This window comes from Nocardiopsis sp. NPDC058789, from assembly GCF_042745575.1.
Classification (GTDB): domain Bacteria; phylum Actinomycetota; class Actinomycetes; order Streptosporangiales; family Streptosporangiaceae; genus Nocardiopsis; species Nocardiopsis eucommiae.
This window is the reverse complement of the sequence record NZ_JBHYOW010000027.1, coordinates 1-26,686: the sequence shown is the minus strand read 5'-3', so window position 1 is coordinate 26,686 and position 26,686 is coordinate 1. Positions and strand designations below refer to the sequence as shown.

General features: G+C 71.3%; 26 protein-coding genes. 11 read left to right on the top strand and 15 right to left on the bottom strand.

What is annotated here, in order from left to right; genetic code table 11:
• Positions 1 to 155 precede the first annotated feature (155 nt).
• Complete coding sequence (locus tag ACFW3L_RS25475) at positions 156 to 440, top strand: hypothetical protein (RefSeq protein ID WP_378747650.1); 285 nt, start codon at positions 156 to 158, stop codon at positions 438 to 440.
• 305 nt (positions 441 to 745) lie between these two features.
• Here ACFW3L_RS25475 and ACFW3L_RS25470 read toward each other — a convergent pair whose 3' ends face one another.
• A complete protein-coding gene (locus tag ACFW3L_RS25470) occupies positions 746 to 1,309 on the bottom strand; it encodes a TetR/AcrR family transcriptional regulator (protein WP_378747648.1) in 564 nt (187 codons plus the stop codon).
• 105 nt (positions 1,310 to 1,414) lie between these two features.
• On the opposite strand from ACFW3L_RS25470, the gene ACFW3L_RS25465 reads away from it, so the two are divergent.
• Positions 1,415 to 2,338, top strand: a complete 924-nt coding sequence (locus tag ACFW3L_RS25465) for an NmrA/HSCARG family protein (protein ID WP_378747645.1) — start codon at positions 1,415 to 1,417, stop codon at positions 2,336 to 2,338.
• Positions 2,339 to 2,478: 140 nt separating this feature from the next.
• Here the strand turns inward: ACFW3L_RS25465 and ACFW3L_RS25460 are convergent, their stop codons facing one another.
• The 4 genes from ACFW3L_RS25460 to ACFW3L_RS25445 all read right to left on the bottom strand — a co-directional run bounded on the left by ACFW3L_RS25460 (position 2,479) and on the right by ACFW3L_RS25445 (position 5,208).
• On the bottom strand, positions 2,479 to 3,390 hold the full coding sequence (locus ACFW3L_RS25460; protein WP_378747639.1) for a MerR family transcriptional regulator: 912 nt from the start codon (positions 3,388 to 3,390) through the stop codon (positions 2,479 to 2,481).
• Between the two features lie 118 nt (positions 3,391 to 3,508).
• Positions 3,509 to 3,760, bottom strand: coding sequence for a Smr/MutS family protein (locus ACFW3L_RS25455; RefSeq protein WP_049577193.1), 252 nt, complete (start codon positions 3,758 to 3,760; stop codon positions 3,509 to 3,511).
• A gap of 157 nt (positions 3,761 to 3,917) precedes the next feature.
• Positions 3,918 to 4,403: a GNAT family N-acetyltransferase gene (locus tag ACFW3L_RS25450; protein ID WP_378747628.1), complete on the bottom strand. Its 486-nt coding sequence runs from the start codon at positions 4,401 to 4,403 to the stop codon at positions 3,918 to 3,920.
• Positions 4,384 to 5,208: a TIGR02452 family protein gene (locus tag ACFW3L_RS25445; protein WP_378747617.1), complete on the bottom strand. Its 825-nt coding sequence runs from the start codon at positions 5,206 to 5,208 to the stop codon at positions 4,384 to 4,386. Before ACFW3L_RS25445 ends, ACFW3L_RS25450 begins: the two co-directional genes overlap by 20 nt.
• A gap of 195 nt (positions 5,209 to 5,403) precedes the next feature.
• Between ACFW3L_RS25445 and ACFW3L_RS25440 the strand changes: the two genes are divergently transcribed.
• Positions 5,404 to 5,856: a hypothetical protein gene (locus tag ACFW3L_RS25440; RefSeq protein ID WP_378747614.1), complete on the top strand. Its 453-nt coding sequence runs from the start codon at positions 5,404 to 5,406 to the stop codon at positions 5,854 to 5,856.
• Positions 5,857 to 5,868: 12 nt separating this feature from the next.
• Here ACFW3L_RS25440 and ACFW3L_RS25435 read toward each other — a convergent pair whose 3' ends face one another.
• The 5 genes from ACFW3L_RS25435 to ACFW3L_RS25415 form a co-directional block, all read right to left on the bottom strand.
• Complete coding sequence (locus ACFW3L_RS25435; RefSeq protein WP_378747610.1) at positions 5,869 to 6,693, bottom strand: class I SAM-dependent methyltransferase; 825 nt, start codon at positions 6,691 to 6,693, stop codon at positions 5,869 to 5,871.
• Between the two features lie 26 nt (positions 6,694 to 6,719).
• Complete coding sequence (locus ACFW3L_RS25430) at positions 6,720 to 7,574, bottom strand: SURF1 family protein (RefSeq protein WP_378747604.1); 855 nt, start codon at positions 7,572 to 7,574, stop codon at positions 6,720 to 6,722.
• Positions 7,575 to 7,796: 222 nt separating this feature from the next.
• Complete coding sequence (locus tag ACFW3L_RS25425; protein ID WP_378747600.1) at positions 7,797 to 8,834, bottom strand: chaplin family protein; 1,038 nt, start codon at positions 8,832 to 8,834, stop codon at positions 7,797 to 7,799.
• A gap of 555 nt (positions 8,835 to 9,389) precedes the next feature.
• The gene (locus tag ACFW3L_RS25420) at positions 9,390 to 11,372 is read right to left on the bottom strand and encodes an amino acid transporter (protein ID WP_378747594.1); all 1,983 of its coding nucleotides are present in this window, start codon (positions 11,370 to 11,372) and stop codon (positions 9,390 to 9,392) included.
• Between the two features lie 147 nt (positions 11,373 to 11,519).
• The gene (locus ACFW3L_RS25415; RefSeq protein WP_378747590.1) at positions 11,520 to 12,665 is read right to left on the bottom strand and encodes a GntR family transcriptional regulator; all 1,146 of its coding nucleotides are present in this window, start codon (positions 12,663 to 12,665) and stop codon (positions 11,520 to 11,522) included.
• Between the two features lie 279 nt (positions 12,666 to 12,944).
• Between ACFW3L_RS25415 and ACFW3L_RS25410 the strand changes: the two genes are divergently transcribed.
• Complete coding sequence (locus ACFW3L_RS25410) at positions 12,945 to 14,117, top strand: DUF418 domain-containing protein (RefSeq protein WP_378747581.1); 1,173 nt, start codon at positions 12,945 to 12,947, stop codon at positions 14,115 to 14,117.
• 41 nt (positions 14,118 to 14,158) lie between these two features.
• On the opposite strand, the gene add is transcribed toward ACFW3L_RS25410, so the two are convergent.
• On the bottom strand, positions 14,159 to 15,187 hold the full coding sequence (gene add, locus ACFW3L_RS25405; protein WP_378747576.1) for an adenosine deaminase: 1,029 nt from the start codon (positions 15,185 to 15,187) through the stop codon (positions 14,159 to 14,161).
• A 164-nt stretch (positions 15,188 to 15,351) separates the two neighbouring features.
• Between add and ACFW3L_RS25400 the strand changes: the two genes are divergently transcribed.
• Complete coding sequence (locus ACFW3L_RS25400; RefSeq protein ID WP_378747572.1) at positions 15,352 to 15,981, top strand: hypothetical protein; 630 nt, start codon at positions 15,352 to 15,354, stop codon at positions 15,979 to 15,981.
• A 231-nt stretch (positions 15,982 to 16,212) separates the two neighbouring features.
• Here the strand turns inward: ACFW3L_RS25400 and ACFW3L_RS25395 are convergent, their stop codons facing one another.
• Positions 16,213 to 17,673 carry an aldehyde dehydrogenase (NADP(+)) gene (locus tag ACFW3L_RS25395; RefSeq protein WP_378747567.1) on the bottom strand — a complete coding sequence of 487 codons (1,461 nt, stop codon included), beginning with the start codon at positions 17,671 to 17,673 and terminating at the stop codon, positions 16,213 to 16,215.
• A 462-nt stretch (positions 17,674 to 18,135) separates the two neighbouring features.
• On the opposite strand from ACFW3L_RS25395, the gene ACFW3L_RS25390 reads away from it, so the two are divergent.
• The 3 genes from ACFW3L_RS25390 to ACFW3L_RS25380 all read left to right on the top strand — a co-directional run bounded on the left by ACFW3L_RS25390 (position 18,136) and on the right by ACFW3L_RS25380 (position 20,432).
• A complete protein-coding gene (locus ACFW3L_RS25390; RefSeq protein WP_378747827.1) occupies positions 18,136 to 18,726 on the top strand; it encodes a TetR/AcrR family transcriptional regulator in 591 nt (196 codons plus the stop codon).
• Positions 18,720 to 19,604 (top strand): alpha/beta hydrolase family protein, encoded by an 885-nt coding sequence (locus tag ACFW3L_RS25385; protein ID WP_378747564.1) that lies wholly within the window; start codon positions 18,720 to 18,722, stop codon positions 19,602 to 19,604. The genes ACFW3L_RS25390 and ACFW3L_RS25385 overlap by 7 nt, the downstream gene beginning before the upstream one ends.
• Before the next feature lie 204 nt (positions 19,605 to 19,808).
• Positions 19,809 to 20,432, top strand: a complete 624-nt coding sequence (locus ACFW3L_RS25380; protein WP_378747560.1) for an HD family hydrolase — start codon at positions 19,809 to 19,811, stop codon at positions 20,430 to 20,432.
• Between the two features lie 44 nt (positions 20,433 to 20,476).
• On the opposite strand, the gene ACFW3L_RS25375 is transcribed toward ACFW3L_RS25380, so the two are convergent.
• From ACFW3L_RS25375 to ACFW3L_RS25365, 3 genes are all read right to left on the bottom strand, one after another.
• Complete coding sequence (locus ACFW3L_RS25375) at positions 20,477 to 21,235, bottom strand: sulfite exporter TauE/SafE family protein (protein WP_378747555.1); 759 nt, start codon at positions 21,233 to 21,235, stop codon at positions 20,477 to 20,479.
• Positions 21,236 to 21,398: 163 nt separating this feature from the next.
• Entirely contained in the window at positions 21,399 to 22,325 is a 927-nt protein-coding gene (locus tag ACFW3L_RS25370) for an SPFH domain-containing protein (RefSeq protein WP_378747552.1), read from the bottom strand.
• Between the two features lie 274 nt (positions 22,326 to 22,599).
• Positions 22,600 to 23,385, bottom strand: a complete 786-nt coding sequence (locus ACFW3L_RS25365; RefSeq protein ID WP_378747820.1) for an ABC transporter ATP-binding protein — start codon at positions 23,383 to 23,385, stop codon at positions 22,600 to 22,602.
• Positions 23,386 to 23,440: 55 nt separating this feature from the next.
• Here ACFW3L_RS25365 and ACFW3L_RS25360 point away from each other — a divergent pair, with 55 nt between their 5' ends.
• The 3 genes from ACFW3L_RS25360 (at position 23,441) to serB (ending at position 26,339) form a co-directional block, all read left to right on the top strand.
• The gene (locus ACFW3L_RS25360; protein ID WP_378747545.1) at positions 23,441 to 24,205 is read left to right on the top strand and encodes a hypothetical protein; all 765 of its coding nucleotides are present in this window, start codon (positions 23,441 to 23,443) and stop codon (positions 24,203 to 24,205) included.
• Positions 24,206 to 24,380: 175 nt separating this feature from the next.
• Complete coding sequence (locus ACFW3L_RS25355; protein ID WP_378747542.1) at positions 24,381 to 25,037, top strand: DUF1707 domain-containing protein; 657 nt, start codon at positions 24,381 to 24,383, stop codon at positions 25,035 to 25,037.
• A 90-nt stretch (positions 25,038 to 25,127) separates the two neighbouring features.
• Positions 25,128 to 26,339, top strand: coding sequence for a phosphoserine phosphatase SerB (gene serB / locus ACFW3L_RS25350; RefSeq protein WP_378747538.1), 1,212 nt, complete (start codon positions 25,128 to 25,130; stop codon positions 26,337 to 26,339).
• Positions 26,340 to 26,686 lie beyond the last annotated feature (347 nt).

The following is a 26,686-nucleotide window of genomic DNA, read 5'->3' as shown; positions in this document are numbered from 1 at the left end:
TCAGGGAGGAGATCAGGTCGGTCCTGACCGCACCCCGAGGCCACCGCTTCCCCCGGACCAACACACGCCCACCCCAGCCAGGAGTCCCGGCCCTGGAATCAGCGTCCACCTGGACCGAGACCCACCAGGACCGACAAGAACGTCTCCTGCGTCAGATGGGCGACAACCCCCGAGTGGCGTACATGCTCGAACACGGGCCCCTCCCGCACTGGGTCAAGGTGGCCCGCCACCACCGCGAACAAGCCGCACAAGAAGCGGCCGAAGCCGCGTCCCACGCCGAATCCGAGCCGGAACCGGTTCCGCCCCGGGGCCGCCACCGCGCGCCCCGCCCCTGGTGGGGATGGCCCGCCACCGCCATCAGCTCCACCCTCCTCCTGGGCCTCAACGCCCTCGACGTCCTGGGCCAGAACCTCACCCACCACATCAGCTTCCTGACCTGAACCACCCACAAGCCGGGGCCCGACATACGTCGGGCCCCACGCATCCCCCGCAGTCGCGGGTCACAGAGCCTTGACGCGTGTCGCGTGATCTCGGGAGACGCGTGCGTGATCCGCCCGGGCCGTTGTAGCTGCTTGAGCGACCGGTGGCCGCCATCGAAGCTACCGAAGCCGAGACCCTTCGTTCGACGACAGGTGGTGCGCGGACACACCTCGGCCGCCCCCGCTGTCGGATCCGCTCCGGGGACCGCCCTCGTGGGCAGGTCACAGCACCGGGCCAGGGCTGTGACGGTGCCGCGCACGAGCGCTCAGGTGTCGTTGGCCCCGAGCCCCGCGACCACGAGCCGGAGAGCGCGGTCCGCCCGCATCGCCGGGTCGGTGTGATTCTCGGTGGCCAGAGCGATTCCGACGATCACTGTGAGTAGATCGTCCATGGTGATGTCCGTCCGGACAGTCCGGTCGTCAATGGCCCTGCGTAGCAGCGCGGCGCCAGCCGCACCGATGGATGCCGCACAGGAGTCCTGGGCGGCCTCGTCCTGGAGTGGCTCGTAGGAGAGGACGTCTGCCAGGCCGCGTGCGGCGAGTGCGTAGGCGAGCAGCTCGCGCAGCCATTCCTCCAGCGCGGAGCGGCTGTCGTGCTCGGCGCAGAGCGCGTGAGCGCGATCGCACAGAGCGCGGACGCGCTGCTTGAAGACGGCTTCGAGCAGGGCTTCGCGGGTGGGGAAGTGGCGCCGCACAGTGGCTGATCCGACGCCTGCGACGCGGGCGATCTGCTCCAGGGATGCCTGGGCTCCATGGGCCGCCACCTCGGCTTCGGCCACGGCGAGGATGCGCGTGTGGTTACGGCGGGCATCCGAGCGCTGGCCGGTCATGTTCTCTCCAGTATTGATAAGTGGCGGGCCCCGCCGTATTGTAGCGAACCTGAAACGGCGGGCCCCGCCGTTTGTGGTGTGCGTGACCACCGAGGAGATGTACACATGACCACTGCCGCAACACCGGTTCTCGTCGCCGGTGCCACTGGCCGCCAAGGCGGCGCCACCGCCCGCGCCCTGCTCGCGCAGGGGACACCGGTGCGCGCCCTGGTACGCGACCCGAGCACGCCGCGAGCACGGGCCGTGGAAGAACGCGGCGCCAGCCTGTTCGTGGGCGATCTCACCGAGCCCGCGACCCTTGAGGCGGCTGTGGACGGCGTGCGGGCCGTCTTCTCCGTGCAGATGCCCGCGTACACCGAGCAGGGGTTCGACTTCGCCGGTGAGGTCAGCCAGGCGGAGAACCTCATGAAGGCCGCTCGGGCCGCCGGTGTCGAGCAGTTCGTCCAGTCCTCCACCAGCGGCGTGGGACAGCACGTCGAGGCTCCAGGCTGGGCCGAAGGACGGTGGGCGGTGATGGAGGCCCCGCTCGGGACGAAGGCCGCGATCCAGGACCGGCTGCGGGAACTCGACTTCCCCTACTGGACGTTGCTCAAGCCGTCGTTCTTCATGGAGAACTTCGAGCCGTCCATGCGGTTCTACTTCCCCCGTGGCGTCGAAGGGGGTCTGGTCACCGTCGTCAAACCGAGCACGCACCTGGCACTCGTGGCAGCCAAGGACCTGGGCCGAGCAGCGGTGGCCGCCCTGTCCTCCCCCGCCGAGTTCCACCGCGTGGAACTGGAGCTCGCCAGCGACTACCTGACCATGACCGAGATCGCCGAGACCCTCTCGCGCGCCCTGGGTGTCCCACTGACGGCGCCGGACATGACGGAGGAACAGGCGCGCGCCGCCGGCATGGGAGACATGGGTGCCACGCACGAGTTCATGGATGTGGTCGGCCAGCCAGCCCGGCCACGGTTCGCTCGTGCGCTGGGCATTGACCTGACCAGCTTCGAAGAGTGGGCGCACGAACACCTGCGGCCCTCCGCCTGAGCAGGGCAGTGTGACGTCAGCCCGCCCGGACGCTCAGGACTCCCTCCGCCCGCGTCGATCGTCTCCGAGGATGGTGAACGGTTCCTCCATCGCCTCTGGTGCGAACCTCCGTGCCGCCCCTGGTCCTCCGGAACCATGCCTCAGCTGGCGGGCGAGCCCTGGAAGGAGAGTTCCAAGGCCAGTTCCATGCAGCGTTGGCGGGCCGGGGAGAAGTCATAGGGCATCTTGCCGACAGCTTCGACCGCACTCATGGAGCCTTCCTCCCGCCTGCCCGAGCCGGGGTCGTCCTCGTCCTCGCCGTCGTGAGCCGGATCGGGGTGCAGAGCGTCCCAGGCGTCGAAGAGGGCATCGTCGTCCTCGTCCAGGCCGGACTCCTCGATGACGGCGTGCAGGGCGCTTTCGAAGGCGTGCCGTTCGGCGGCCACCCGAGCCACCCGTGGATCATCGACAGCGACCCCGTCGTCGAGTGCCTCCTCGGCGGCGTCGACGCGGTCGGAGTCCTCCCGCAGAGTGGGATGCGTGGCCAGGGCGATGAAGCGGGTGGCCTGGACGGCCGCGCCGAGCGGGCCGAAGATCCGCTCCGTGACCAGCAGAGCGTCCAGGTCCGCCTGCCGCAGAGTGCCCTCGGGCAGGTTCCTGAGACGATCAGTGACGAAGTCGGAGAGCAGGCCCATCCGGCTGCCCTCGGTGCGCATCCGCTCCACAGCGGCCCGTTGCCGCCGCAGTTCCGCCTCCCGCTCCGTGAGTGTCTCCTCCAACCGCTCCAGGACGTCCGCGACCCCGCCGCCACCCTCAGCGCCGCCGGAGGTGGTACCGGTCTGGAGGGAGTCGCGGATGTCCTCCAGGGCGATCCCGGCGTCGGCCATCCTGCGAATCCACAGCAGGCGGATCATGTCCTCGTACCCGTAGCGGCGGCGGCCGTCGACGCCCCGCTCGGGCTCGGGGAGCAGGCCGATCTCGTGGTAGTGACGGATCGCCCGTGGAGTGGTGCCGACGAAGGCCGCCGCATCACCGATCCTGACCTGGCGGGGTGGCACGAAGGACGCGTGCATGAGCGGGGACCTTTCTCCAGGGGTCGGGGCGTGAATCCACCAGACCACATGCCGCTACGGAAGGTGCAACCCCCTGCTCACCGCCGACTTGGTCCGGTTGGCCGCTCCGTTGGACCTCTCAGTGCTTGAAGTGGACGAACAGGCGACCGAAGTTCTTCGAGTCCTTCTCGACGCGGTGGTAACGAGCCTTGACGTCCTTGCGGTCGAGGAAGCGCAGCACCCGCTTCTTCAACTGTCCCGAGCCCTTGCCCGGGATGATCTCGATGGTCTTGGCCCGCTTCCGTTCGGCCTCGTCCATGATGTCGTTCAGGGCCTTGTCGATGCTCGTGCCCTTGTTGAAGATGTCGTGCAAATCGAGCTTGAGTCGCACTCCCGCCCCTTCTCCGCCAGCCCGGATGACGTGCGGGGAGACGGCTGTCCTGCCTACGCCGACTCCCACGCACATCGCCACCTTCACCAAGCAGCCGGAAATCGTCAAGGCCCCGCTCCCGAAGCGCGGCGCCCCCTGTGGCGGCACGACCCCGAGCCTAGAGCTGGAGCGCGAAGCACACCCGGTCGTCGCCGGGGCCGTCGTAGTCCGCGAACGGGCCGGTCACCGCGAACCCGAGCGACCGGTGGAACGCGATCGAGCGCTCGTTGGAAGGCGAGGTGACCGCGCGCACCAGGGAACGCCCGTCGGCCCGGGCGGCGTCGGTGAACAGGCGGTACATCTCCCGGCCCAGTCCCGAACGCCGATGCCTCGGGGCCACCCCGGTGAAGTGCACGTAGGCCTCCTCCGCCCGGTCGGGGCTGCGGAACCCCACCAGGAAGCCAGCGATCCCCTCGTCGTCCTCGACGGCCAGGGACGTCCCGCCGAAGTGGTCGAGGAACAGCCGGGGCAGGATGTGCGCGACCGGCCTCCCCCACCAGTCGTCGCACACGGCGATGATCCGCCCGTGGTCGTCGGGCACCGCGTTCCGCACCGTGACCCCGCCGGGTCCACGGCTCTCGAACTCACCGCTCCATGCGTTCATCGAAGGCCTCCTCGAAGGGTCTGCGTACCCCGGGGTCCCGGTCCAACACCGCGAAGACCACCCGATCGAACACCCCCGCGAAGTCCCCCCTCAGGTGCTTGGCGAACGCCGCGGCCACCGCCTCGGGACGGTTGCCGAACACCCCGCAGCCCCACGCACCCAGCACGAGCCGGGTGGTGCCGTGATGGGCCGCCACGGCCAGCACCGCGCGGGCCCGTACGTCCAGGGCGGGCGGCACCAGCGGCAGGAGCTCGGGCTGGTTGCGCTGGACCATGCGCCGGTTGGGCGCGGCCGCGGTGAGGAAGTCCACCAGCACCGGCTCCGGCAGCCACCCCGCGCGGTCGTCGCGGAACACCGGCACGCTCGGTGACCAGATCACCCGGTCGCTGTAGAGCAGACTCCGCTCCGCCACATGGTGGTCGTAGTACTCGGGGCAGCGGATCAGCGAGTCGTAGAGCGCGCTGGACCGGGCCAGGCTCTCCTCCTGGGCCTTCGCACCGTTGGCCACCCCGCCCCCGGGCCTGCGGGCCGAGGCGAAGTTCAGCGCCGCCACCCGGCCCGGCTCCGCCGCGACCAGCCTGCGCGCCGCCGCCAGGGTGCTCTCCCCGGTGACCTCGAAGCGGGTGTCACGCCCCGCCGCCGGGACGGGCAGCTCCGCGACCTCCTCGGGCAGGTGGAGCCGCGTGCCCGCGCGCATCGCAGCCAGGGGCCCGGACAGATCCACCCGAGCGCCGTCGACCCGGTAGTCCTCCCGCTCGTAGGCGGCACGGGTCTGGTTCCACACCTCACGCAGTCGCTGGGACACACGGCTCCTCTCGTAGAGCCCCGAAGCTACCGCCCGACCCCGACCGCCCCCAAGGGATTTCCGGGCCGGGCCACAGGAGATCTTCGAGACCGCCACAGGAAGCGCCGCATCCTCGGCCGGACGGCCCACGCCTACGCGACCCCTGGGACCGTTGTGCGGCTGTCAGGGGCAGGGCCCTTCGCTAACCTGCTCCGCGTGACTGTCTACGTGCGCTTCCAGAGCGTGGCCCCCAACCGCAGTGGCCGGTTTCCAGGGGTCTTCGCCCTCGCGAACGGTCTGGCCCGCAGCGGTGGTCTGTCACCGGAGGACGCCGCCTGGCACCGCGCGGCGAACGGCCGCGCGAACGCGATGTACACCGATCCGACGACGGTCGAACCCGACTGCTACGACCCTGTTCTGCACCCCGGAGCCCGGGCCTGGTTCAGATCCTCCTCGGTGGATCTCCTGGACATGACCAGGGCGTATCTGGACCTGCTCGACCGCTACGGCGTCGGCTGGATGGAACTGCGGACCACCTCGCCGGGGCGCATCACCTACTCGGACGAGGTCCAGTGCGTCGCCGTGCCCCCGACCTTCGAGGAGGGCGGGCTCCTCGTCCCGGGGCCGAAGGTCCCCGGGTCCGCCCCGCCGGTGCACCCGCGCGGCTGAACGCGGGCGCGGCTACCCCGGCTTGACCGCCGAGAAGATCGCCGTCCCGGGGATCATCCGGCCGCGCTCCGGCCCCCAGCCGCCCCACACCTGGTCGTTCTCCTCCGGCCACTCCGGCTCGACCATGTCCCGGAGCTCCAGCCCGGCCGCCACGATCCCCCGCAGCCAGTCCCCCACGGTGTGGTGGTGCTCCACGTAGACCGCCCGGCCCTCGTCGTCCTCCTCCACGTAGGCGCGGCGGTCGAAGTAGGACTGCCGGACCGTCATCCCGTGCACGGTGGGGTCGTCCGGGAAGCACCACCGGATCGGGTGCGTCACCGAGAACACGAACCGCCCGCCGGGCCTGAGCACCCGCGCGGCCTCGGCCAGCGCGGTCTCGGCGGCGGGCACGAACGGGAACGCCCCGAACGAGGAGAAGACGACGTCGAAGGAGTCCGCGGCGAACGGCATGCGCTGCGCGTCGGCCTGCACGGCGGGCAGCCGGTACCCGGTCTGCTCGTCGATCCTCCGGGAGTGCTGGAGCTGCCGCCAGGCCAGGTCGAACCCCACGACCTCGCGCACGCCCCGGGCCCGCAGCCACCGGCCGCACTGCCCGGCGCCGCAACCGATCTCCAGGACCCGCTCGCCGTCCAGGTCCCCGAGCAGCCGCACGTCGGCCTCGTCCACGCCCTCGGGCGACCAGACGAACCCCACGTCACGCAGGAAGTCACCGTGTTCGGCCTGGTAGGCGTCGGCGGCGCCGTCCCACCAGAGCCGCCCGGCCCGGGCGCTCTCGTCGCCCCGCACCGTGCGCCGCTCCACCCAGCCGGGAGCCGGGTAGTCCCTCTGATCGTCCACGTCGCTCCTCGGGCCGCTGTCGGGGCTCAGGTCCGGGACGGCCGACCGCTCTGGGCCGGTGCGACCGGGTCGCGGGGCCCCTCCGGGTCCTGGGCGCTTGCGTCACCAGTCTCCCCGTTCCCCGGGCCCCTCGCGTCGGCCTCGCGGGCGTCGCGCAGCTCACGGCGGATCAGGACGACCCACCCCACCACCGCGACGACGCTGAACACCCACCACTGGAAGGCGTAGGACGCGCTCATCCCGGTGTTCTCCTCGCGCAGGGCGATCCGCTCGGGGGCCACCTCGGGCACCGGGTCCTGGTCGGTGAGCTCCACGTACCCGCCGTAGATCGGGTACGGCAGCTCCTCGGCCAACCGGTCCACGTCCACGAACATGATCTGGCCCTCGGGCATGCCGCCGCGCTCGCGCAGCCCGGTGTTCTCCTCGGTCTCCCCGAACTGGAGGCGGCCGGTCACGTGGACCTCGCCCTCGGGGACGGCGGGCGCCTCGGGGGTGTCCTGGGCGTTCTCGCCGCGCTCGATCCACCCCCGGTTGACCAGGACGGCCGTGCCGTCCCCGGTGACCAGCGGGGTGAGGACGTGGAAGCCGACCCCCTGGGAGCCGTCCCGGTTGCGGAGCAGGAGCTCGTGCTCCTGGTCCCAGGTGCCGGTGGCCTCGACGGTGCGCCAGCGGTCCTCGGGTGGGACGTCCGCGCCCACGGAGGTGAGCTGGTCCACGGCCACGGGCTCGGCGGCGACGTTGTCCCGTTGGAGGTTGACCGCGGCGCTGCGGGTCTCGGCCCGGTCCAGCTGCCAGAACCCCAGCCAGACGAAGGCGGGCACCAGGACCACGACCAGCGCGTGGAAGGCCAGCATGCGTGAGGAGAACAGGACTTTGAGCACGTCTTCGAGGTTATGAGACGTTCCCGGCCGCCCCGCACCGGCCCCGCCCACGCGGACGGGGCCGCCTCAGGGCGGTCCACCCGTCCCGCCTCGTCCCCTCCGGCCCGCCCACGCGGACGGGGCCGCCGGTCTCCCGGCGACCCCGTGGGTCGGGCGCTGGATGCGCGCCCCCGGCCCGGTGCTCCGGGCCGGCGCTCGGAGCAGGTGCTCCGGCGGGTGGGCCTACTCGTCGTCGGCGGCGGCGGTGGCCTTGCGCCTGCGGGCGAAGTACAGACCGGCGCCACCGGCGCCGATCGCGGCCACAGCGGCGGCGACGAGACCACCCAGGGCACCGCCGGTCACCGCCAGCTCCTCACCGGCCTCCTGCTGGGGAGCGGGCTTCTCGTCCGTCTCCTCGTTCTTCTCCGGGACCTTGGGCTTCTCCGACTCCTCGGGGGTCTTCGGCTCCTCGGGCTTCTCCGACTCCTCGGGGGTCTTCGGCTCCTCGGGCTTCTCCGACTCCTCCGGCTCCTTCGGCTCCTCGGGCTTCTCGGAGATGGTCTCCACGCAGGAGGCCTCCGCGATGCCGAGCACGGACACCGCGTTGCCGCAGATGTCGACGGCCGCGTTGACCGGGACCGAGACCTGGTTGCCGCTGGCCACGCCGCCGGAACCGCTCGTGGCGGGCCCGGTGGAGGCGCCCTCGTTGTCCGGGGAGGCGTGGATGAAGTTGATGATCGTGGTGCACTGCGCGCTGGAGGCGCCCAGGACGGCGATGGAGTTGCCGCAGATCTCGATGGCCGTGTCCACCGGGACGGTGATCTGGTTGCCGCTGGCCACGCCGCCGGAGCCGTCGGTGTTCATCGTGCTGGGCGCGTCCTCGGACTCCTTCTCCAGGACCTCGACCACCTCCACGCACTCGGCCTCGGAGATCCCGGCCACGGCGACGGAGTTGCCGCAGGCGTCCACGGCGGCGTCCACCGGGAGGACGATCTGGTTGCCGCTGGCCACACCACCGGAACCGTCGGTGGCGGCGCCCTGGCCGCTGCTCTCGTAGAGGACCTCGGAGACCTTGGTGCAGGTGGCCTGGGAGATGCCGAGCACCGCGAGCGAGTTGCCGCACAGGTTGGCCTCGACGTCGACGGGGACGACGACCTGGTTGCCGCTGAGCACACCGCCGGAGCCGTCGGTGGAGGTGTCGGCGAAGGCGGCGCTGAAGGGCGCCAGGACCAGCCCCGCGGTCAGTGCGGTGGCGAAGGAGTAACGGAACGTGTTTCGCATGGTGCGGCTTGGACCCTTTCACGAGGTGCTGCCAGGGGTTGCGCCGAGCGGCGCGTTGCCGTGAGCCCGAACCGGGCGGCCGTCGTCGCGGTCGCCCCGGGTCACACGGTCGGCGGACCCGTCCACGAAGACGTCGGGACGGCGGGGTGGCCCGCTTGCTCAAGACATGGGTGGCGGCCCGGTTATCACGGAGTTCTTTCCGACCGGAACTGCCAACGGACCGAAACGTTAGCAGTCGAAGAGGCCGCGCAGGCCTATTCCGGAAATGTTGCCGCGAATCATGAACACCCTACGCCCATAGGATATTACGTAGAGTCATTATGCCTGTTCAGAGATGCTTGTTCCAACACGCGGAGCGCAAACTCGATCACCATGCGCACCACATCTCCCAAGGAAGAACACGCGGAACCGCCCCGCAAAAGGGAACTAACCGACTTCGTAGATTCGTTTACGGACATCCATCCAACGCCGCATACCCTGCGCACCCAGATACGCAGTTCGCACTTTATGACCGAATAGTCCCGCCTTTTCGCGACCCTCCCGGAGACCCAGGGATCAGCTCACGTGCACCACGGGTCGGCGGTCGGCGTCCGGCTCGTTCTCCCGCAGGATCTCCCGCGTGAACCCGGCGGTGCCACCCGCGCCCAGCACCAGGAAGTGGAGGAACGCCCGCATCGGCGAGTACTCCGACCAGGCGAAGTAGCAGTGCGGAATGCTCCCCGTGGCGTCACGCACGCACAGGAGCACCGCCGCCAGCGCGTTGGGCACCGCCGGACTGCTCACCCTGAGCACGCGGTGCCCGTGGATCCAGGTCCCGTGCACGCCGAGCGTCCCCTCGAAGTCCGAGGGGTGGTGCACACGCACCTCCACGAACAGGGGGGAGACCCGCAGCGACACCGGGTTGAGCCGGTGCTGCTCCGCCTCGGTCGCCGCGTACTCGTCCGCCTCCCCCGAACGCGGCCGGTTCGCGAACATCAGGATCTTGCCGTGGCGGGCCGCCTCCCGGACGAACCGGAGCGCGGTCGGGTCCAGGTCCACCGAGTGTGCGCGCAGCTCGGTGCTGCGCAGGGTCCGGGAGACCAGCGACACCACGATGATCGCCAACACGAACAACAGGGCGATGGCCAGCCCGTCGGGGCGGCTCACGACGTTGTCCACCAGGGCGAAGCCGAACACGGCGGTCAGCACCGCGAACCCGGTCGTCGCCAGCCACGCCCGCCTGCGGTGCACGATGATGGTCACCGCCACGGCGGAGGTCACCAGCATCGCCAGGATGCCCGTGGCGTACGCACCGGCCTGCGAGTCCACGCTCGCGCCGAAGGCGACCGTGATCACCATCGTCACGACCGTGTACACCAGGACCACCGGCCGGACGGCGGTGCCCCAGGCCGGGGCCATCCCGAACCGGGGCAGGTAGCGCGGCACGATGTTGATCAGCCCGGCCATCGCGGAGGCCCCCGCGAACCAGAGGATGAGGATCGTGGAGACGTCGTAGACGGTGCCGAACCCCTGGCCCAGCAGGTCGTGCGCCAGGTAGGCCATCACCCGGTCGGCGGCCGGACCGCCGACCTCCACGTCCTCGCGGGGGACCAGCACGCCGGTGACGAACGTCGTCGCCAGCAGGTAGAAGCTCATGATGACGGCGGCGGTGGTGAGGAGCCTGCGGGTGCTGGCGACGCGCGAGCGCATCCGCTCCTCGGCCGTCTCCCCCTCCGAACGCACCAGCGGCATCATGCTCACACCGGTCTCGAACCCCGACAGCCCGAGGACCAGCAGCGGGAAGGCGAGCAGCACCACGGTGGTGGTCGGCCAGAAGCCGTCCCCGACCACGGACACCTCCCACTGGGCCAGGGTCTCCGGGTGCGCGGCGATGTGGGACAGAGCCGCCACCACGACCACCAGGTTCAACAGGAGGAACATCAGGACCAGGGGGATCGCCAGCCGGACCGCCTCCTTGAACCCCGCGAGGAACACCGCCCCCAGCAGCGCCAGGAGCACCAACGTGACCAGCACCGGGTGGTCGGCCAGCACCCGGGGCGTGTAGGGGTTGGCCCCCAGGTGCGCGGTGGCGTCGGCGGTGGACAGGGTGATGGTGACGATCCACGAGGTCGCCACGAAACCCAGGAGGCACAGGATCAGGAACTTGCCCCGCCACTCCGGCAGCAGGTGGGCCAGCATCGCCACCGAACCCTGGCCGTGCGGGCTGCGCTCGGCCACCCGACGATAGATGGGCAGCATGCCGAACAGGGTGAGCAGCACGATCAGCAGCGTGGCGACCGGCGACAGCGCCCCGGCCGCGAGGATGGCGATGCTGGGGAGGTAGCTCAGGGTGGAGAAGTAGTCCACGCCGGTCAGACACATCACCTGCCACCAGTGGTGCTGGCGTTCGGTGCGCGGACGGGACCCGGGACCGCCCACGTCGTCCACCTGGTGGGCCGTCATCCACCGCCCGAGGGACGCCGGCCAGCGCCCGCGCCGACGCCCCCGGCAGGGGACCTCCCAGTGGTAACCGTCCCGCGTGGCGTCCTGCTCCAACACGCCTCCCCCGACCGCACGTTCACCGCACAAGTCTGCGGGGGCGGACGGTCGAAGAGGGTCAGGTCACGGGTGTGTCGGACGGTCCGGACCAGCCCGGTTCGGGTTCGGGTCACGGGTGTGTCGGACGCTCGGACCAGCCCGGACGGTTCAGGTCGCGTCGGTACCCTCGATCCAGGGGGCGAGGCCGTCCAGGAGGCGCCGCATCCCGGACTCGAACATGCAGTCGACGTCGGGTGGACCGGAGACGCTCAACATGGTGGGGTAGCGCCCCTCCTCGGCGAACCGCTGGAACAGCGGCCCCCGGGAACGCCACCAGTGCTCGGCGTCCATGTCGTGTTCGTGCTCCTCCAGTGCCACCCGCGTGGCCTGGAGCGCCATGCCGGAGTTGTAGGCGGACACGATGGTGAGGATCTCCAGAGCCTCGTCGGGGGTGCGGCCCTGGGCGACGATCACCCGCATCATCCACTCACCGTTCCGCAGGAGCGCCGGGGTGACGACCCCGCCCGCCATCACTGTCAGCCGGGCGACCCAGGAGTGCCTGCGGTAGACCTCCCACTCGGCCACGAGGGCGACCTCCAGGGCCTCCCGCCAGTCCTCGGGCGGCGGTTCGGCCAGGGCGTGGACCGTGTAGAGGTGGTCGACCATCTCGGTGAGCAGCTCGCCCTTGCTCGCGACGTGCCGGTACAGGGCCATGGTGCTCACCCCGAGCTCGACCGAGACCCGGCGCATGGACAGGCCTTCGAGCCCCTCGGCGTCGGCCACGGCGATCGCGGCCAGGACGATGCCCTCGCGGGTCAGCGCCGACTCGGGCTGGGCCCGGCGTTCCACGGCGGGGGTGGACCGGGGGTGGTCGCGCGTGCCGGACTCCGACGCGGGTTCGGACGCCGGGTCGGGGTCAGGACCCGGTCCCCGCTCGGTCCTGGGCTCTGCGGCGGGAGCGGGCCCGGCGCCCCGCTCGGCACCTCGATCGACGCCCCGCCCGGCGGTGGGTGCGGACCCCGGGTCGGGCTCGGGCCCGAGGCCCCGGCCGCGCTCGGGCTCGGGCTCGGGCTCGGGTCCGTCGGGCCTCCGGACGATGGTGCCGACTCCGCGCACCACCTCCACCCGTCCCTCCCCGCGCAGTGTCGAGAGCGCCTTGGTGGCGGTGGCCATGGCCACGCCCCACTGCTGGGTGATCTCCCGGGTGGAGGGCACCCGGCTCCCCGGCGCGAGCTCGCCGGAATCGATGCACGCGCTGATGTCGGCGACGATCCGCCGGTAGGGCGCGAGCCCGTCTCCTGTGTCCATCGTCATCCTCTCCGAACCGGGCCAGGGGCGACCCAAGTGTACTAGTGCACCATCGCGACGAAGACGCCGCAGCCCACGGTGCACCAACGGCCGACACGCCTTCCACCACACCCAGGTGCACTAGTGCATCGTTGCCTTATTCCCTGACCAGTGGGGGTTTTGACAGATCGGCTTTCTTGTTTATTGTGTACGCACGGGTGCACTACCCACCGATCCCCACACCCTCCCACCCCGGCGTGTACATCGTCCACACGAACGTGACGCCCCACCCCACCGGAGACCACCATGGCCCAGCCGTCCACGTCCGCCCCTCCCGCACCGGACACCTCCGACCGCCCGCTGCCGCCGGACCGGCGCTCGCTGGCCCCGGACCTGGCGCGCGGGATCATGCTCCTGCTCATCGCGCTCGCCCACGCGCACCTGTTCACCCTGTTCATCGGTGGCACCGAGGTCACCACGACCCTGCTCGACCGGATCGCCACCGGCGGCACGGTCATGTTCGTGGACCTGCGCGCGTACCCGATGTTCGCGGCGCTGTTCGGCTACGGCCTCGCCCAGATCCACCGCCGACGGACCGAACAGGGCCACGAGTGGCGCCTCACACGGGGCCTGCTGCGCCGACGCGGTCTCTGGCTGGTCGTCTTCGGGGTGGCCCACGCCGCGCTGCTCTTCTTCGGGGACATCCTGGGCGTCTACGGGATCGTGGCGCTGCTCTTCGTCGGGGTGCTGCGGTTCCGGGACCGGACCCTGGTGATCCTGGCCCTGGTCTGGCTGCCGCTGGCCGCCGCCGCCCACGCCCTGCTGGCCGCCGGGGACGCCGTCACCGGGCAGAGCACCCTCCTGATGCCCGACGGCTTCGTGAACGAGCTCCTCTTCCGGCTGACCTTCTACTCCGTGCTCGTCGTGCTGATGTTCCTCAGCACCGTGGTCCCGTTCCTGGTCGGCGTCCTCGCCGCCCGGCACCGCGTCCTGGAGAGGCCGCAGGAGCACCTGCGCCTGCTCCGCGCGACCGCGTTCGTCGGCGTCCCGCTCGCCGTGCTGGGCGGGCTCCCCCTCGCCCTCACGAAGGTCGGCGTGTGGACCGACCCCACTCCGCTGGACGTCCTGATCATCTCGCCCCTGCACCAGGTGACCGGCTACGCGGGAGGCCTGGGCTACGCGGCGCTCATCGCACTGATCGCCACCCGCCTCAACGCCAGCCGCGGACCGGTGACCAACGCCCTGTCCGCCCTGGGCCAGCGCTCCATGACCTTCTACCTGGCGCAGTCGGTGGCGTGGACGGTGCTGTTCTCCTCGTACACCCTGCACCTCCAGCTCACGTCCCCGGTCGTCGCCGTCGGCATCGCCGTGGCCGTGTGGGCCGTCACCGTGGTCCTCGCGGACCTCATGCGCCGTCGGGGCCGGCGCGGCCCGGCCGAGACGGTACTGCGCCGCCTCACCTACGGCCCCACCCGCTGAGGGAGGTCCGGGCCCGGGAGCTCCCCGGGCCCGGACGCGGCTCAGGCCACCCCGTGCCGCTCGGCCACCGTGTCGATCTCCGCCAGCAGCGCGTGCCTGCGGGCCGCGCCCAGGTAGGAGGCGTGCACGCCGTTGCGGGCCAACCGCAGCAGCCCCTCGGCGCCCACCAGGTCGTGCGCGATCTCGTACTCACCGCTCAGGTCGCTGCCGAACAGGGTGGGGTCGTCGCTGTTGAGGGTCACCAGCAGGCCCGCGTCGAGCATGGCGGGCAGCGGGTGCTCCTCGATCCGGTCCACGACGCGGGTGCGGACGTTGGAGGTCGGGCTCACGTCCACCGGGATCTGGGCGTCCACCATCCGCTCCACGAGCGCCGGGTCCTTCATCGCGTCGATGCCGTGTCCGATCCGCTCGGCGCCCAGCAGGTCCAGCGCCTCCCGGACCCGCTCCGGACCTGCCTGCTCACCGGCGTGCGGAAGGCTGGCCAGACCGGCCGCGCGGGCCCGCCCGAACACGTCCGCGAACGGGCCGAGGGGGCCCTCCACACCGCCGACCCCGAACCCCACCACGCTGGGCGGCCCCTCCCTGAGCACCGCGTCCAGGGTGCGCTCCGCCGACTCCACCCCGAAGTCCACCGGGAAGTCCGGGATCCACCGCAGCCGGATGCCGTGCTCGCGTTCCGCCCGCGTCCGCGCGTGCTCGATCCCGTCGAACACCACCTTCGCCGGGACACCGCGCATGAGGTGCGTGTACAGGCTCACGTGCACCTCCGCGTAGCGGACGTTCTGCGCGGCCAGGCGCTCGGCCACCACCGACGCCAGCAGGTCGAAGTCGGCCTCCTCGCGCAGGGTGCGCACCGAGGCGAGGTACACCTCGATGAAGTGCGGGAAGTCGGTGAAAACGTACCACTCCCGGAGCTCCTCCAGGGTGGCCGGGAGGTCCTCCACCCGGTGTCTCCCGGCGAGCTCGAAGAGGGTCTCGGCGGGCATGGAACCCTCAAGGTGGACGTGCAGCTCGACCTTGGGCAGATCGCGGACGAGCGGTCGGAGGCGTGACGCGGAGTTCTGGTCCATGGCGCCAACCTAGGAGCCCGGCGCGACCAGTCGCCACCGGAGGCCGACAACCTGACGAAAGTTGGGGAACTCCACCTCCGAAGCCTGACCAAAGAGCATGGTGCCACCCGCCGCCACCTGCGTAGATTCTGGGACGCCACCCCGCAGCCCAGAAGGAGCAGACGATGAACGTGCGGCCCCCGGCCCTTCCCCGACCCACCGCCGCCCAGGTCTTCGGCGCCCGTGTCCGTATCCATGCCGCGCACCATCCGGCCGCCTTCGCGGGCGGCGGCGGACTCGTCGCCGGGGCCTTCGTCGCCCTCCTGGCGCTGCTGTCCGCCGCCCCCGGCCTGACCGACCCGACCGGCGCGCCGGGCTGGCTGCTGGCCGGGGTCGCGGGCGCGATGCTCGTGGGCGCCCTGGTGGTCGCCCTCCTCCTCGGCCTCTACGCCCGGAGCCTCCCGAAGGTGGCCGAGACCGACCCGGTCCGCTACGCCACGGCCCGGATCCAGGCGGCCTCGGGAGAGCTGGGGCCCGACCCGGAGACCAACCGCCTGGCCCACCGGATGTCCACCCACACGGGGTACGGGAGCGACCCCCGTCACCACCTCGCCCCGGTGCTGGTGATCCTGGCCTTCGTGACGGTCCGGCCCCTCGCGGAGATCATCGGGCCGGACTTCGCGCCCTCGATGCTGTTCCAGCTCACACCCGCCGTCCTGCTGGTGCTGCTGGTGGTCCCCGCACACCGCCGCGCCATGGCCCGGTACTCCCGGATCACGGCCTTCCGCGACAGGTACGAGTCCGCCCACTCCTGACGTCCGGCGCGAGAGCAGGGGCGTCGCTCCCGAGCGTGACGTGCGGCCGAGCACCCGGGCGCCGCTCACGAACGGAAGCAGGGACGTCGCTCCTGACGGACCTGCGGCGCGCGAGCCGGGGGCCGCTCTCGAACAGACCTGGGCGCGGCACTCGGGGCGTCGCTCCCGAACAGGCGTGCCGCCCGCCACCCGGGAGCGCCGCCCGGCACGTTCACCTGAGGGCGGGGGCGCTCACTCCGTCGGCAGAGCGCCGTTCACCCTCCGGGGGACGGACCTCGGGTTGCCGTCCCTCAGCTCCGGGGGCAGCAGCGGCTGCGGCACCGACTGGTAGGTGACCGGCCGCAGGAACCTGCGGATCGCGGTGCTGCCCACCGAGGTGTGCGCGGAGGCGGTCGTGGCCGGGTAGGGGCCGCCGTGGGTCATCGCGTGGGTGACCGCCACCCCGGTGGGCCAGCCGTTCCAGATCACCCGCCCGGCGACGGAGGCGCCCAGCGCCAGGAGCGCCGGCGCCATCGGATCGTCCTCCTCACCGTGGACGGTGACGGTGAGCTGGCCGTGCAGGGCCCCGCCCACCTCCAGCAGACGCCGTTCGTCGGGGTAGGTGACCACGAGGGCGGCGGGCCCGAAGCACTCGGTCAGAAGGTCCTCGGAGTGCTCCAGCAAGGAGTCCAGCCCGGTGCGCAGCAGCGTCGGGGACCATCCCTCGGCGCCCTCCCGGCCCCGGACCAGCACCTCCGTCGCCGGATGGGCGGACAGGGCGTCCACACCCCGCGCGAACCCCTCGGCCACCCGGTCGTTGAGCAGCGGGGCCGCGGCCCGGCCCTCGAAGTCGGCGACCAGGGCGCCCAGGTCGGCCCCCTCGGGGACGAACACCACCCCCGGCTTCGTGCAGAACTGGCCCGCGCCCAGCGTGGCCGAACCCGCGTACCCGTCGAGGATCTCCGCACCGCGGGCGGCCATCGCCGCGCGGGTCACGAAGACCGGGTTGACGCTGCCGAGCTCCCCGTAGAAGGGGATGGGCTCAGGACGTGAGACGGCGAGGTCGTACAGGGCGCGCCCGCCCGGGATGGACCCGGTGAAGCCGACCGCCCGCGTGAGCGGGTGCGTGACCGCGCGCCTGCCCGCCTCGAACCCGTTCACCAGGGCGAACACCCCCTCCGGCACCTCGGACTCGGCCAGCGCCGCCACGACCAGCTCCGTCGTGAGCCGGGCCAGCTCCGGGTGGCCGGGGTGCGCCTTGACCACCACCGGGCACCCGGCCGCCAGCGCGGAGGCGGTGTCGCCCCCGGCCGTGGAGAAGGCGAAGGGGAAGTTGCTGGCCCCGAACACCACCACCGGACCCAGCGGCACCAGCAGGCGCCGCACGTCCGGCCGGGGCGTGCCCCAGTCCGGGTCGGCCGGGTCGATCATCGCCTCCAGGTACTCGCCCTCCTCCAGGACGTCCGCGAACAGGCGGAGCTGGAAGGTGGTCCGGCCCAGCTCACCCCGGCAGCGCGCCTCGGGGTAGTGGGCCTCGGCCATCGCGACGGGGACCAGGGTGTCGGCCGCGCCGTCCAGGGCGTCGGCCACGGCCCGCAGAGCGCGGGCCCGTTCGGAGGCGGGCAGGGCGGCGAGGAGCGGGGCGGCGGCGGCCGCGCGCTCCAGCACGGCGTCGAGTTCCTCGGGCGTGGTGTCGGGGGCTGCGGTGGTCATGGCCAGAACCTCCTGGAGGGGTGCGTGCGCGGCGTCGGGCACGGGCCCCACGATGCCATGGGCGCCCGCGCGGGGCACGGCGGCGCCATTCGGGACGCGACAACCCGACTACCCAAAGCGACATCCGGGAACACAACCGACCAATGGGGCAACTCGGATCCCAGCTCCGCCCACCCGCCCCCACCTGGGAGGACACCGCCCCCACGACCCGCCCGCACCCCCGCGCGAGGTTCCTCCGAACGAAACTGGAATTTCCCCGGAACCAGGTGATTCCGGAAAGGCATCATAGGTTTCGTGACGACTAATTCCCGAAGCTCAACGCCCCCTCGCGCACGGCGGGCTCCCGGTGCGACCAACGGGACCGCCGCGACGCGTGAGGGCCGTGGGCCCTCCAGCGTCGCCAACGACGAACTCGCGTTCGCGCAGGCACCCCTGCGCAGGCTCCCGGCCCAACAGCGCAGCATGGTCCGGGTCCAGCGCATGCTCGACTGCTGCGCCGACCTCCTCGACGAGGTCGGATACGACAACCTCTCCACCACCCGGATCGCCGAACGCGCCGGAGTGGCCATCGGCTCCGTCTACCAGTTCTTCCCGGACAAGAAGGCCATCACCCAGGCCCTCGGGCTCCGCTTCCTCGACCAGTTCGGCGCCCGGGTCACCGAACGCCTGGCCGACACCTCGTTCACCCACTGGACCATCGCCGTCGACGCCATCATCGACGAGTACATCGACATGCACCGCAACGTGCCGGGCTTCCGCAGCCTGCACTTCGGTGACATCGTCGACCCCCGGCTCCTCAGCGGCGGCAGCGACAACAACCGCGTGATCTCGGTGCGCCTGCGCCGGATCATCGTCTCCGTCACCGGCATCCCCGACGACACCGAGCTCGACCGCGCCATCCACGTGGCCGTCGAGGCCGCCGACGCCGTCCTCAAGCTCGCCTTCCGCGACAACCCCGACGGCGACCCCGCCCTGGTCCACGAGGCCAAGCGCCTGGTCAGCAGCTACCTGTCCCACTTCTCCGAACCGGACGGAGGCAACCGTTCTTGGTAGTCGACACCACGACCGCACCCGTCACCGGCACCGTCGCGGGTGTCCCCTTCCTGGCCCTGCCCCCGGCCTGCGCCGCCCAGGCACCGGCCCCCCTCGTGGTCGGCCTGCACGCCTTCGAGCCGCCGCGCAGCCAGGCCGCCCTGGCCGGAGCGATCCCCATGGCGCCGCTCCCCGCCTGGCGGATCCACCTCGGGCTCCCCGAGTTCGGCGCCCGCCTGCCCGAGGGCGGCGTCGCGGAGATCAACCGGCGCGGTGAACAGGACTACCTCCTCGAACTCTTCGGCCCCATCGTGGAGGAGGCCGCCGCCGAACTGCCCCGCGTCACCGACGAACTCAGGGCCGTCTTCCCGGTGGCGGACACCCCCGTGGGCCTGGTCGGCGTGGGCGCCGGAGCGACCGCCGCCCTCCTGGCCCTGGCCGAGAACCGCCTCCCGGTGGGCGCCGCCGCGGTCATCAACCCCATCGTGGACCCCGCGCACCTGGTCGCCGCCCGCGAACACCGCACCGGCGTCCCCTACCACTGGAGCGCCCAGGCCCACCAGGCCCGCGGCTGGCTGGACCTGACCGCGCACGCCGAGACGCTCTCCCGCACCGGCGTCCCCGTCCTCATCGTCAACGGCGGCCTGGACGACGTCTCGCCGCCCGAGCACGGCCGCGCCCTGCACGACGCCCTCGCCCGTTCGGGCACCGACCGCGCCCCCGAACATGCGCTCCGTCACATCGTGGTCCCCGACCTCGCCCACGCGATCGGCCCCGAGCCCGGCCTCGAACCGGGCCCGCTCACCCCCGCCGGGGTCCTCACCGACCGCGCCCTCACCGAGTGGTTCCACCTGCACCTGACCGCTCCACGGCAGGTCCAGGCACCCACGCGCCCCTGACCGGGACCGACCCGCCCCCGGCCACACCCGTACGCACACGGTGAAGGACGGCGTTCACCCGCACCACCCCGCGACCTTCCCCCGCGTCCGTCTCCCGGACGCCGCCGCGACAGTCGGTACGCGTTCCATGGGATCATCCAGTGGCGACCGCGTCCGCGGTCCCACCTGATCCGTTTCGACTCATCCATCAGGAGGGCGAACCACGTGACGGAACCGGCACCGGTCATGGCCAGCGGGGTCGACAACGAGCGGTTGAACGCGCAGCTGCGCTTCATCCTCGAAGTGGACAAACTCAAGCGCGTCCTGCGGCAGAACCTGCTGGTGGACGGGTCCCGGCGGGAGAACTCCGCAGAGCACTCCTGGCACCTGGCCCTGTCCGCCCGAACCTTCGCCGAGTACGCTCCCGAGGGCACCGACATCGACCGCGCCGCCGAGATGCTCCTCATCCACGACATCGTGGAGATCGACGCGGGCGACACCTTCCTCTTCGACCCGGTCAACACCGAGACGCAGGACGAGCGCGAACGCGCCGCCGCCGACCGTCTCTTCCCGCTCCTCCCCGAGGACCAGGCCGCGCGCGCCCGCGAACTGTGGGACGAGTTCGAGGCCCGCCTCACCCCGGAGGCGCGGTTCGCCCGCGCCGTCGACCGTCTGGCCCCCATGCTCGCCAACTGGCACAACGAGGGCGGCGCCTGGGTGCGCTTCGGCGTCACCAAGGCCCAGGTCCTGGAGAAGGTGAAGCTGGTCTCCGAGGGCTCCGAGGCCCTGGGCGCCTACGCCACCGCGCTGATCGACGACGCCGACCGGCGCGGCTACTTCAAGGCCTGAGCCACCTCAGGGGCCGACCGGCTTCGGAAGGCGCCCGGCCGGGATCAGATCCGGCCCATGAGCAGCTGGACGGCGGCCGTCAGGCCGACCACGACCAGAACCATCCGCAGCGCGGTCGGGCTGAGCTTCCGGCCCCAGTTGGCACCCAGGTAGCCGCCGACGATCGTCCCGGCCGCGATCAGGCCCACCACGGGCCAGGCGGGCGAGGCGAGGACGATGTAGAAGACCGCCGCCGTGCAGTTCGCGATGGTGGCGAGGGCGTTCTTCAGCGCGTTCAGCCGCTGGAGGTCGTCGTCCAGGGTCGCACCGAGCAGGCTGACCAGGATGATGCCCTGCGCGGCGGCGAAGTAGCCACCGTAGGTACCGGCCCCGTAGGCGCCCAGCGGCATGAGGACGCCGCCGTTCTTGGAGGCGGGCCTGCGGGCCCGGACCCACTTGGTGATCCGGGGCTGAAGGATGATCAGCACGCAGGCGCCGCCGATCATGAACGGCACCACGGACTCGAACACGCCCGAGGGCAGGTAGATGAGCAGCATCGCGCCGGTCATCGCGCCGAAGAAGGACATGGTGCCGAACCGGATCAGCCGCGACTTCTGCCCCGCCAGCTCGCGCCGGTAGGCGATGGTGCCGCTGAGCGTCCCGGGGGCCAGGCCGATGCTGTTGGACACGGTCGCGGTGATCGGCGGGTAGCCGAGCGCGAGCAGCACCGGGAACGTGAAGAGCGTCCCCGAACCCGCGATGGCGTTGATCCCGCCGGCGGCGACACCGGCGAGCAGGATGGCCAGTGCCTCCCAGAGTTCCATCGCGGCGTCCCCCGATCCGTCGCTCCCCGACCGTCGAGGGCCAGAACAGACTACGAGACCCCGTCGGACGGCCTTCGGACCGGGGCTGGAGAGCCGGGGTGACCGGGAACACAAGCGGGCCCCGCCGAACGTGCGTCGGCGGGGCCCGCGTGGTCCGAACGGCTCAGTTCGGGAGCTTCACGACCTCGTTCTGGATGCGGTCGAAGGCGGTGCTGACGCCCTGGAGCGCCTTGCCCATCTCCGCCGGGACCACCCACACCTTGTTGGCGTCGCCCTTGGCGATCTCCGGGAGCTTCTGGAGGTACTGGTAGGCGAGCACGTCCGGGTCGACCCGGCTGGTGTGCAGCGCCTTGAACACCATGTGGATGGCGTCGGCCTCACCCCGGGCACGCAGGGTCTGCGCGTCCGCGTCGGCCTTGGCGGTGAGCATCTGCGCCTCGGCGCTACCCTGCGCCCGCAGCACGGACGAGGAGCGCTCACCCTCGGCCCGCAGGACGGCGGCCTGCTTCTCACCCTCGGCGCTGAGCAGCTGGGCGCGCTTCTCGCGGTCGGCGCGCATCTGCATCTCCATCGCCTCCTGCACGGAGGACGGCGGCTCGATGCCCTTGAGCTCGATCCGGCTGATCTCGATGCCCCAGTCGCGCGTGGCCTCGTCCAGGACGGTCTTGAGCTCGCGGTTGATCTGGTCCCGGGAGGTGAGCGTGCCCTCCAGGTTCATGCCACCGATCACGTTGCGCAGGGTCGCGAGCGTGAGCTGCTCGACGGCCTGGATGAAGTTGGCGACCTCGTAGGTGGCGCGGTAGGCGTCGACGACCCGGATGTAGACCGCGGAGTCGACCTCGACCGCGAGGTTGTCCTCGGTGATGGCGGACTGCGGCGGGAAGCTGACCACCTGGACTCGGCGGTCGATCCGTTCGCGGACCTGGTCCACACCGGGAATCACGATGTTGAAGCCGGAACTGAGCGTTCGGTGGAACTTACCGAAGCGCTCGACGACGTCCTCCATCGAGTGCGGCACGATACGCACGCTTCGCCAGAAGATGATCAGAAGTACGGCGACGAAGAGTACGACGATGATGATCGGGGCCATGGGTTAACCCACCCTCCCGACGTCGAACCGGGTAATGGTGTTCAACAGCGGCATCTGCGGCAGCTCCGGATCTCCTGACGGGGGTGGCAGGCAGCGTGGGAGCGGACCGCCGCACCCTCGCGGCTCGCCCCGGGGGAAGCTCCAAGCGCGCCGAAATAGAGCGATCCGCTCACTGAACGTTGACGCTACCCCATACCCCTCCGGGCCGACCACATCCGGACGGAAATAGGTTTTACGGACAATACATTCCGCGCATATAAACGTCCCCTATTTCCTAGGCGGCCTTCGCCGTCCACCGGTCGCCGTCCCGCTCCACCTTCAACGGCAGCCCGAAGGTCTCGCTCAGGTTCTCCGCGCTCATGACCTCGTCCAACGGACCGGCCTGCACGACCCGTCCGTCACGGAGCAGCAGCCCGTGCGTGAAGCTCGGCGGGATCTCCTCGACATGGTGGGAGACCACCACCAGCGCGGGCGCCGTCTCGTTGGCCGCCAGCTTGCTCAGCCGACGCACCAGGTCCTCACGGCCGCCCAGGTCCAGACCGGCCGCGGGCTCGTCCAGGAGCAGCAGCTCCGGGTCGGCCATCAGCGCCCGGGCGATCAGCACCCGTTTGCGCTCCCCCTCGGAGAGGGTGTGGAAGTCCCGTTCGGCCAGGTCGGCCACACCCCAGTGGCCGAGCAGGGCGCGCGCCCGCCCGTAGTCGGGGGTCCCGTACTCCTCACGGAACCGACCCAGGTAGCCGTAGGCGGCGCTGACGACCAGATCCAGGACCGGCGTCCCCCGCTCGATCCGGCCGGACACGGAGGCCCCCGCGTAGCCGATCAGCGGACGCAGCTCGAACACGTCCACCCCACCGAGGCGCTCCCCCAGGATCTCCACCCGGCCCTCGGTGGGGAACAGCTGGCTGGAGGCCACGTTCAGCAGGGTGGTCTTGCCCGCGCCGTTCGGGCCGAGCACCACCCAGCGCTCGCCCTCCAGCACCGACCAGTCGACGCCCTCGATGAGGCTCTCGCCGCCCCGTCGTACCGTGACCCCGTTCAGGCCCAGAACACGCCCGTCCATCATCCTCCTATCGTCACGTCCCACGCCGGTGCACGGGCCGCCCTACCCTGAAGTAATGCATCTGACGTCCGCACCGCTCGTCGCCTGGGGCAACGCCTGGCTGTCCGGCCACGTCGGGTTGGACGACGCCGTCGACGCCGTCGAGCGCCGGAGCGGCCCCAACCTGATCGGGACAGTACCCCCAGGCGACCTGCCGTTCGACGGCGGCGTACCGCTCCGGACGACACTGGTCCACCTGCGTGGACTGGGACTGTCCGGGTTCCGGCTGGCGCTGCCCACCTGGGGTGACCCGTTCGGTCTGGTGGGACCGGCCGAACTCAACCGGGCCGCCATCGAGGCACAGGAGGGGGTGCTGGTGCGGCTCGCCGAACGCCAGGTGGGACTGGTGCCCACCATCGATCGGCGTGGTTCATCCTACGTGGGGGTCTCGTGGACCCCGTATCCGGCGAACGCGACCGATCCCCAGGTACCCGGCCTGGCCGAGGCCGAGCAGCAGATGAAGCTGACCCTGCTCCGGGTCGTCCAGGAGATGGAGTCCGTGGACGACGTGGTCGGGTTCTCGCCCACCGTGCACGGGGAGCTGGGCGACACGGGAGCCCCGCTCCTCGCCCACGGCTACCCGGCGCGGGCGCACCGGGTCGCCGCGCAGGCGGTACGGCTCTCGAAGATCGTGGAACTGGCCGAGCCGGGATCGGGGCGCGGCCTCAACGCCCACCAGGCCGACGCACGGGCCCGTGCCCTGCGCGACCTCGACGCCGCGGCCCGCCGCGCACTCGTGGCCGCCCACGCCGCCCTCGACCACGGGCGGGGCCGACCGTAGACGGGCCGTGCCGGAAGACACGCGCCAGGCCCCGGCGGATGGACCCTGGGGGGTGCGCCGGGTTTTCTCGGGGTGAAGCCAGGGGATTCACCTGATCCACCGCGGGACCGTTCGGACCGATACTGGAGGGGAGGGGCCGTTCGTGGCCGACCCACCGAGGAGGAGAGCCGTCATCATGCAACCCGAGCACATCCGAGCTTCGGACGCGGACCGGGACCAGGTTGCCGAACGGCTCCGCGAGGCCCTCGCCGAGGGGCGGCTCTCGCCCGTGGAACACGAGGAACGGCTGGACACCCTGTACCGGGCCAAGACCATCGGGGAGCTGGCCCCGATCACCTCCGACCTGCCCGGACCCGGAGGCGTCGCCCACCCCGGCTTCACCTCCATGGACCGCAGCGACCCGGACAGCGGCATGGAGATCCTCGGCAGCGAAGCCCGTGACCTGGCCGGACAGAGCAAGGGCTCGGAGAACCTCGTGGCGGTCTTCGGCGGCTGCGAGCGACGCGGCCGGTGGCTGGTGGAGCCCCGGACCAACGTGTCGGTGCTCTGCGGCGGGGTGGAACTGGACCTGCGCGAGGCGGTGCTGAGCCAGCACGAGGTCACCATCCAGGTCGCCGTCATCATGGGCGGAGTGGACATCACGGTGCCCCACGGGGTCCGGGTGATCAACAACACCTCAGCGATCCTGGGCGGCACGGACCTCCACGGAACGGACCAGGTGACGGATCCGAACGCGCCGGTCGTGCGTCTGACCGGGACCTGCATGCTCGGCGGGGTGGACGTGAAGGCCAAGAAGGTCAAGAAGAAGCGCAAGGGCCGCCGCGACAAGTGAGCGCGGGGTGTCCACATAGTGAACTAGCTGCGAAAACCCCGGACCCTGCCCGTCACTTCCGCCCCACGGCCGAGTACCGTGGGTGGTGCCATGAGTGATGAATCCACGTTGTTGGTCACGATGACCGGGCGCGATCGCCCTGGCATCAGCGCACGCCTTCTGAGCACCCTCTCCGTCTTTCCCGTCACCCTCGTCGACCTGGAGCAGGTCGTCCTGGGCGGCCGCCTCGTCCTGGGTGCGGTCCTGGAGGTCGACCAGCGGGTCGCCCCCGGGGTCAGCGGACAGCGGGTCTTCGAGGAGATCCGCTCCGCCCTGGACAAGACCGCGATCGACCTCGACATGGAGGTCGAGTACGGCGGCGGCAACGGGCGCGTGAACGAGTTCGCCTCGGAGCGGCTCCACGTCACCGTACTCGCCGCGCCCCTGCGCCCCGGGGCCCTCGGCGCCATCACCTCGTGTGTGGCCCGGTCCGGCGCCAACATCGACCGGATCGAACGGCTCTCCGGGTACCCGGTGACCTCCGTGGAGATGGAGATCTCCGGAGGCAACCCGGACCAGCTCCGCGCGGAGCTGGCCATGGAGTCCGCCACCCAGGGCGTGGACGTCGCCGTGCAGTCCAGCGGGCTGCACCGCCGCGGCAAGCACCTCATCGTCATGGACGTCGACTCGACCCTCATCCAGGGCGAGGTCATCGAGCTCCTCGCGGCCCACGCCGGCTGTGAGGAGGAGGTGGCCCGGGTGACGGAGGAGGCGATGCGCGGAGAGCTCGACTTCGAGGAGTCGCTCCGCCGCCGCGTGGCCCTCCTCAAGGGGCTGGACGCCTCCGCCATCGACCTGGTCCGGGACGAGATCCAGCTGACCCCGGGTGCCCGCACCCTGGTCCGGACCCTGAAGCGCCTCGGCTACGAGTGCGGCATCGTGAGCGGCGGCTTCACCCAGATCACCGACGTGCTGGTGGAACGGCTCGGCCTGGACTACTCGGCCGCCAACACCCTGGAGATCGTCGACGGCGAGCTCACCGGCGAACTCCTCGGCCCCATCATCGACCGCAAGGGCAAGGCCACCACGCTCCAGCGCTTCGCCGAGGAGGCGGGCGTCCCCCTGGAGCAGACCGTCGCCGTGGGCGACGGCGCCAACGACCTGGACATGCTCCAGACCGCCGGTCTGGGCGTGGCCTTCAACGCGAAGCCGGTGGTGCGCCAGCAGGCGGACACCTCGGTGAACGTGCCCTACCTGGACACCATCGCCTTCATCCTGGGCATCACACGCGAGGAGATCGAGGCCGCCGACCTCCACGGCTGACCTCTGCAAGGACCCCCGGGACGCCCGACCAAGGGCCCCGGGGGTCCTTGATCCCCAGAGCAACCCCACCGCACCGCCACAACCCCGGTGCTTGAGGTCCTCCCACCTGGAGGCAGGGCTTCGCGCACACCCCAGCGCGCTCGTCAAGCCGCGCGAACGCTCAGACTCCCGGGCCAGGTGTCGAGTTGTCCACAGCCCCCCGTGGCGGCCCCTGACAGCCCCCACCCCAAGCGCCTAACCTCAATACCGGGGGAACCCACGCCTGCGCCCACACAGGGCTGCCCACACCAACATTCACAAACGCACAAACCCAGGCAACAAAAAAGAGGGAAGAGGAAGAACCCACC

Bases quoted from the DNA above. Each gene is read 5' to 3' on its own strand.
- ACFW3L_RS25475 (WP_378747650.1), top strand. From the start codon at position 156: ATGGGCGACAACCCCCGAGTGGCGTACATGCTCGAACACGGGCCCCTC.
- ACFW3L_RS25470 (WP_378747648.1), bottom strand. From the start codon at position 1,309: ATGACCGGCCAGCGCTCGGATGCCCGCCGTAACCACACGCGCATCCTC.
- ACFW3L_RS25465 (WP_378747645.1), top strand. From the start codon at position 1,415: ATGACCACTGCCGCAACACCGGTTCTCGTCGCCGGTGCCACTGGCCGC.
- ACFW3L_RS25460 (WP_378747639.1), bottom strand. From the start codon at position 3,390: ATGCACGCGTCCTTCGTGCCACCCCGCCAGGTCAGGATCGGTGATGCG.
- ACFW3L_RS25450 (WP_378747628.1), bottom strand. From the start codon at position 4,403: ATGAACGCATGGAGCGGTGAGTTCGAGAGCCGTGGACCCGGCGGGGTC.
- ACFW3L_RS25425 (WP_378747600.1), bottom strand. From the start codon at position 8,834: ATGCGAAACACGTTCCGTTACTCCTTCGCCACCGCACTGACCGCGGGG.
- ACFW3L_RS25415 (WP_378747590.1), bottom strand. From the start codon at position 12,665: ATGACGATGGACACAGGAGACGGGCTCGCGCCCTACCGGCGGATCGTC.
- ACFW3L_RS25410 (WP_378747581.1), top strand. From the start codon at position 12,945: ATGGCCCAGCCGTCCACGTCCGCCCCTCCCGCACCGGACACCTCCGAC.
- add (WP_378747576.1), bottom strand. From the start codon at position 15,187: ATGGACCAGAACTCCGCGTCACGCCTCCGACCGCTCGTCCGCGATCTG.
- ACFW3L_RS25400 (WP_378747572.1), top strand. From the start codon at position 15,352: ATGAACGTGCGGCCCCCGGCCCTTCCCCGACCCACCGCCGCCCAGGTC.
- ACFW3L_RS25395 (WP_378747567.1), bottom strand. From the start codon at position 17,673: ATGACCACCGCAGCCCCCGACACCACGCCCGAGGAACTCGACGCCGTG.
- ACFW3L_RS25390 (WP_378747827.1), top strand. From the start codon at position 18,136: ATGGTCCGGGTCCAGCGCATGCTCGACTGCTGCGCCGACCTCCTCGAC.
- ACFW3L_RS25375 (WP_378747555.1), bottom strand. From the start codon at position 21,235: ATGGAACTCTGGGAGGCACTGGCCATCCTGCTCGCCGGTGTCGCCGCC.
- ACFW3L_RS25370 (WP_378747552.1), bottom strand. From the start codon at position 22,325: ATGGCCCCGATCATCATCGTCGTACTCTTCGTCGCCGTACTTCTGATC.
- ACFW3L_RS25365 (WP_378747820.1), bottom strand. From the start codon at position 23,385: ATGGACGGGCGTGTTCTGGGCCTGAACGGGGTCACGGTACGACGGGGC.
- ACFW3L_RS25360 (WP_378747545.1), top strand. From the start codon at position 23,441: ATGCATCTGACGTCCGCACCGCTCGTCGCCTGGGGCAACGCCTGGCTG.
- ACFW3L_RS25355 (WP_378747542.1), top strand. From the start codon at position 24,381: ATGCAACCCGAGCACATCCGAGCTTCGGACGCGGACCGGGACCAGGTT.
- serB (WP_378747538.1), top strand. From the start codon at position 25,128: ATGAGTGATGAATCCACGTTGTTGGTCACGATGACCGGGCGCGATCGC.